Origin of the sequence: Methylophaga sp. UBA1464 (genome assembly GCF_002325665.1) — a bacterium.
Taxonomy (GTDB): Bacteria; Pseudomonadota; Gammaproteobacteria; order Nitrosococcales; family Methylophagaceae; genus Methylophaga.
Genome location: NZ_DCSO01000013.1, coordinates 22,911 through 29,063, shown reverse-complemented (window position 1 = coordinate 29,063; position 6,153 = coordinate 22,911). Strand labels below are relative to the sequence as shown.

7 protein-coding genes are annotated in these 6,153 nt (G+C 47.4%); all 7 read right to left on the bottom strand.

The features are described from left to right. A partial coding sequence (locus B3O33_RS01325; RefSeq protein WP_292362779.1) for an Hpt domain-containing protein occupies positions 1-461 on the bottom strand: 461 nt, incomplete at its 3' end. Between the two features lie 12 nt (positions 462-473). Beyond that, positions 474-1,205, bottom strand: coding sequence for a protein phosphatase CheZ (locus B3O33_RS01320; protein WP_292362318.1), 732 nt, complete (start codon positions 1,203-1,205; stop codon positions 474-476). A gap of 19 nt (positions 1,206-1,224) precedes the next feature. After that, complete coding sequence (gene cheY, locus B3O33_RS01315; protein WP_292362319.1) at positions 1,225-1,614, bottom strand: chemotaxis response regulator CheY; 390 nt, start codon at positions 1,612-1,614, stop codon at positions 1,225-1,227. 16 nt (positions 1,615-1,630) lie between these two features. Further along, complete coding sequence (locus B3O33_RS01310; RefSeq protein ID WP_414673257.1) at positions 1,631-2,359, bottom strand: RNA polymerase sigma factor FliA; 729 nt, start codon at positions 2,357-2,359, stop codon at positions 1,631-1,633. A 1-nt stretch (position 2,360) separates the two neighbouring features. After that, the gene (locus tag B3O33_RS01305) at positions 2,361-3,233 is read right to left on the bottom strand and encodes a MinD/ParA family protein (RefSeq protein WP_292362321.1); all 873 of its coding nucleotides are present in this window, start codon (positions 3,231-3,233) and stop codon (positions 2,361-2,363) included. After that, positions 3,226-4,422: a flagellar biosynthesis protein FlhF gene (gene flhF / locus B3O33_RS01300; protein ID WP_292362778.1), complete on the bottom strand. Its 1,197-nt coding sequence runs from the start codon at positions 4,420-4,422 to the stop codon at positions 3,226-3,228. Before flhF ends, B3O33_RS01305 begins: the two co-directional genes overlap by 8 nt. Positions 4,423-4,437: 15 nt before the next feature. Beyond that, positions 4,438-6,153, bottom strand: a 1,716-nt coding sequence (locus tag B3O33_RS01295; protein WP_292362777.1) for a flagellar biosynthesis protein FlhA, incomplete at its 5' end; no start/stop codon positions are given.

Here is a 6,153-nt window from a genome sequence, read left to right as displayed (position 1 = left end):
GGCTCAGGTTCAGGTTCAGGTTCAGGTTCAGGTTCAGGTTCAGGTTCAGGTTCAGCCACCACTGGAGGCGCATCGCCTGATAGGTAAGCTGCCAGTTGCTGAATTATTACCGGATCAGCTTCAGTCGGGTAGGAACCGGCTTTAACCTCTGCAAACATACTGTTCAGAATATCCAGCACCTTGAGAAAGGTGTCCATCATATCGGCATCAACCAGGCGTTCACCCTGGCGCAGCAGATTAAAAACATCTTCGCCTTTATGACACAGATTAACCATAGCCTCGAGACTTAAAAATCCAGCACCACCTTTGATGGTGTGAAAGCCCCGAAAAATGGAATTCAGTAAATCTTTATCCTGAGGTTGTGTTTCCAGAGCAACCAATTGCTCATTCAATCCATCAAGAATCTCTTCTGCCTCAACCAGAAAATCCTGCAGAATCTCATCATCTGTATCTAAGGCCATGCTCCTGTCCTTCTAAAAACCAAGACTGGATAACAAATCATCCACATCGTCCTGGCTGTTGACCACATTCGGTTTATTTTTAGCGTTTATCTGCGGTCCTTCTGCTTTTAATGGGTCCACGACTTTCGTTTCCCCACTTTGCTGAGTTTGTCCTGCCACCTTAACCAGCTTCACCAGATTGTTTTCAACTTCTTCCACCAGTCCAATGACCTGGCGTAAAACTTGTCCGGTTAAGTCCTGAAAGCCCTGTGCAAGCGTCATTTCAGAAAGGTTATTATGTATCTCTCCAGCATGCGTATTCACCACAGGTAAGTAAGCTTCAATTTCCCGGCTTAAATCACGGAATTCTGTTGCTGACATCTCCCGATTTCGAAAGCGTTGCCAGCTTTCATTGAGCTTAGCGGCAGTTTGTTTCAATTCATTAGCCAAAGGCAGGGTTTTATCGATATATCCTAAAGTTTTATGTGCAGCTTCTTCGGTGGTTTCAATAACGTAATTCAGACGATCACGGGTATCCGGCATGTCAATGTGGGTGAGATCGACCAGCCGGGCATCGACTTTGAAGTTATTCAGTGCTTCATGCAATTCACGGGTCAGTTTGCCAATATGCTGGAATAGTTCACTTTCACGTGCGTTGGTTAAGGCCATCAATTCTGTTTTAATGCGACTATCGTCTTCCTGTTCGATAGCTTCGATAAGAGCCCGGGCGGCCTTAAGTTGTTCTGCTTTATTCAGAGCGTCCATAATGTCCTTTCCAGCTTATTTATTGCGCGTTAATACGTTCAAATATTTTTTCTATTTTTTCTTTAAGGGTTGCGGCAGTAAAAGGCTTGACAATATAACCATTGACGCCAGCCTGGGCTGCCTCAATGATTTGTTCCCTTTTGGTTTCAGCAGTCACCATTAATACCGGCAAGGTTGATAATTTAGGGTCGGCACGCACTGTTTTAAGCAGGTCAATTCCCTGCATGCCAGGCATATTCCAATCGGTTACCAGAAAGTCGATACCGCCGGCATTCAAAATAGGCAGGGCGGTTAAACCATCATCGGCTTCAACAGTGTTATTAAAGCCCAGATCGCGTAATAGATTTTTGATAATCCGTCGCATTGTAGAAAAGTCATCCACAATGAGGATTTTCATATTTTTATCCAAGGTATACCTCCCAAATTTACTGCATCCAATCGCGAAGTTTACTACGCAATCGCACCACAGTTTGCGTGTGGATCTGACTGACACGTGACTCACTGACGCCGAGTACTTCACCGATTTCTTTTAAATTTAATTCTTCATTATAGTACAGGCTCATCAATAGCCGTTCACGTTCTGGCAGGGCGCCTATTGCTTCGGTCAGAGCCTGTTCAAAATTATTATTTTCTGTGATTTCCGCCGGGCCAATATCATCACTGCCAAACGACTCACCATCGGTCAGCTGATTATCAGTCATATCATCCAGACTGAATACCTGATGACCGGAAGCGTCCTGTAATTGCTGATGGTATTGTTCCAGAGTCATTTGCAATGCATCCGCCACTTCCTGCTCTAGTGGAGCACGACCAAGCTGTTGTTCCAGCTGATGCATTACCTCGGCAATTTCACGGGCTTTGCGATGTACCGATCGCGGTGCCCAATCGTTACGGCGGATTTCATCAAGCATTGCACCACGGATACGAATACCGGCATAGGTTTCAAAGCTGGCGCCCTGACTGGCTTTATACTGGTTGGAGGCATCCAGTAAACCAATCATTCCAGCCTGAATTAAATCATTAACATCTACGGTATGGGGTAAGCGGGCAACCAGATGGTAAGCGATACGTTTAACCAAACCACCATGTTGCTCAATCAGCTGATGCTGACTCAGTTCTGAAATTTGGCTGGAATACATGCTTACACCAATCATCTTAACCTGCTTCCAGACTAGCCTGTATCAGACGCTCTACAAAAAACTCCATATTCCCTCTCGGTTGTTTGGCTACCGGCCAGTAATCGATTTTTTTTGCCAGATGCTGAAATGCGGTGGCCGATTTGCTACGTGGTAAAAATTCGACGACAGCACGCTGCTTTTTAACCGCCCGGCGAAGGTCTTCATCAAAAGGCACAATACCCATAAAATTCAAGGTCACATCCAGAAAACGATCACAGACAAGGGATATTTTATCGAATAATTCGCGACCTTCCTGAATACTGCGTCCCATATTGGCAATAATATGAAAACGTTCAACGCCATGTTCGCGACTCAGTAACTTTATCAGGGCATAAGCATCGGTGATTGACGCGGGCTCATCACAGACCACCACAATGACTTCCTGAGCGGCTTTGGTGAAACTGACTACGCTGTCTGCAATACCGGCTGCACTATCAATAAGTAGAATATCAATGTGTTCATCCAGTTCACTGAAAGCCTGGATCATGCCGGCATGTTCAGCCGGGCTGAGCTCGGCCATTTTCTTAACACCGGAAGCGGCGGGAATAATCTGTAATCCGGAAGGGCCATCCACCATAATATCTTTCAGGCTTTTATCGCCTTCCAATACATGCAGAAGATTGAATTGCGGATGTAAGCCTAGCATCACATCGATATTGGCTAAACCGAGATCGGCATCAAGCAGAACAACTTTCTTTCCCTGCGTTGCAAGGGCGACACCAATATTAACGGTCACATTGGTTTTACCGACACCACCTTTGCCACTGGCAATAGCGATTACTTTTACCGGTTTCGGCACGTGAGTCATTTTTCGTAAACCACTTGCCTGGTCTAGGGGCGCGTCAGCCATAAGCGGCAAAACCTCCATAACTGGATACGGTTTGAGGATCCAGTGCTTGTTGTTCAGATTGCATCAATTCGCTCGCTTGATTCACTAAGCTGTTAGGGCGTGCCAAACCGAGATCTTCAGGCACTTGTTGACCATCACAGACATAGGCCAGTGGCAATTGATGGCGAATAATTGCTGATACCGCACCACCCAGACTGCTGCTTTCATCGGTTTTCGTCAGGATGCAGCCGCTTAAGTTAAGGTGCGAAAACGCCTTAATGATATCATTCAGAGCAGAGTTTTGGGTGGTTGCAGACAGCGTGAGGAAATGTCGGATGCGGGGAGAATGCTGAGTTAACATAGCTATTTTTTGTGTTAATTGCATATCACGCGGATTCATACCTGCAGTATCGATCAGGATAAACCGGCGATCAAGCATATCGTTCAATGCTTCACCGAGCTCCTGATGGTTGCGTGCTACTCTTAAGGATACCCCCAGAATACGGGCATAACTTCGAAGTTGTTCCTGGCCACCGATGCGATAGCAGTCAGTGGTAATCAAACCTACCTGTCGTGCTCCGTGTTTTAAAGCGCAACGGGCGGCTAATTTTGCAACGGTGGTGGTTTTACCCACGCCAGTCGGCCCCACCAGCGCCATAATGCCGCCTTTTTCGATGATATCCTGATCAGACAATGGGATTTGTGCGGCTAATTTGCCTAAAGACTGACGCCATGCTGTTTCCAGATCATCAATTCCCTGACTTGTTGTGACCAGCTGTTTGGCCAGCTCAACCTCCGTCCCCATACGCATATGTCGCTGTAAAACCTGCATCTGCGTCGGACTCTGTCTGGCCATATCCTTCCAGGTCAAATCTGACAGCTGATTTTGTAACATATCCCGCAAACTGGCAATTTCCTTGCGCATTTGCACCAGTGTCGGTTCCTGCGACCAGATATTCTGCTGTGGTGCGACGTATGCGGGGGCCGCAGGTTGAGTCGGATCGATTTCAATTTTGGGTTCTTCTTTTACCGGACGAGTAACAGCAGCCTGGCGTCGAAATTGCGTTTCGTCATAATCGGTTGCTGCCACAATCTCCACTCCTCCATCTACTCGTGTATTAGAGAGGATAACGGCATCCGGCCCCAGTACTTCCCGTACTTCGCGGATGGCCTGACGTACATCTGCTGCCTGGAAACGTTTAATTTTCATCGCATCACCTTCTTGTTATCGACCCACATTTGCCACAATGCGTATTTGTTTATCATCTGGAATTTCGTTGTAGGAGAGCACATGCAGTCCTGGAATCGCATGACGGATAAAGCGGGAAATCCACCCCCTTAATCCTGCCTGAACCACCAATATGGCGGCTTCACCAGACATTTCCTGTCGTTGCGCCACTTCTTGCAGATTTTTGTGCATATTCTCTGCGAGTCCTGGTTCCAGACTTGCACCACCTTCTCCAGATGCCTGTAATGTTTTTAGCAATATCTGTTCCAGCTCTGGATCCAGCGTGATGATAGGCAAGTCAGGCTGGGTGCCATTTATGTGCTGCACAATGGAATGAGCCAGTGCCATCCGTGTTGCTGCGGTAATGGCTTCTGGGTCAGGGTTGCGTGCAGCTTGCTCGGCAATGGCTTCGCTAATGGTGCGAATATCACGAATTGGAATATTTTCCTGTAACAGGTTCTGCAATACTTTTTGTACGGTGCCTAATGGCACGGTGTCAGGTACCAGACCTTCTACCAGTTTCGGTGCAATTTTGGCGAGATTGTCCAGCAGATGCTGTACTTCTTCGCGACCCAGTAAATCATGTGCATGGTTTTGCAGAATTTTGCTTAAATGGGTGGCGACCACAGTATCCACATCAACTACGGTGTATCCTTGAGCCTGGGCGTGCTCACGTTGGCTGGGTTCAATCCATACGGCATCCAGACCAAATGCCGGATCGGTGGTGCGGATACCTTCTAGCTGAGCAAATACCTGTCCCGGATTGATCGCCAGCATTCGATCCGGATACACCTCCGCCTCACCGAAGGTCACACCAAAAAGCGTGACTTGATAGGCTGTTGGGGACAGATCCAGATTATCGCGTATATGTACTGGCGGAATTAAAAAACCCATTTCCTGTGAAATCTTTTTGCGGATGCCTTTAATGCGATTCATCAATTGGCCACCCTGATTTTTATCGACCAGCGGAATCAGGCGATAACCCACTTCCAGGCCAATCGGATCAACAGGGCTTAAGTCATCCCAACTCAGTTCACGTTGTTCTCGACTGGATTCCTGTTGTTGAGGTGGAGCGGCGGCAAGCGTGGCGGCTTTTTGACGCTGTGCAATTAACCAGGCGCTGCCGGCACCGGCTCCCGCCAATAATAAAAATGGCACATTTGGCATACCGGGAATTAAACCCATTCCGCCAATAATGCCGGAGGTGATGGCCAGTGTTTTGGGCTCTTTTAACAGTTGAGAGAAAATCTGCTCACCAATATCCTGGTCAGCAGTCGAGCGGGTAACTAATAACCCGGCTGCAGCAGCCAGTAATAAAGAAGGAATTTGTGCAACCAGACCATCGCCAATGGTCAGCAGAGTGTAATTATGCGCCGCTTCTGAAAAGCTCAGGCTATGTTGCAGAACACCAATGACAAAACCGCCAATGATGTTGATAAACAGGATCAGAATACCGGCAATGGCATCACCACGAACAAATTTACTGGCACCATCCATCGAACCGTAAAAATCCGATTCCTGCATGATTTCTTCACGACGCCGACGGGCTTCATCCTGATCAATCAAGCCGGCATTCAAGTCAGCATCGATCGCCATTTGTTTACCGGGCATTGAATCCAAGGTAAAACGGGCACTAACCTCAGCAATACGGGTAGCACCTTTGGTGACCACCACAAAATTGATGATAACCAGAATGGCAAACACCACCAGACC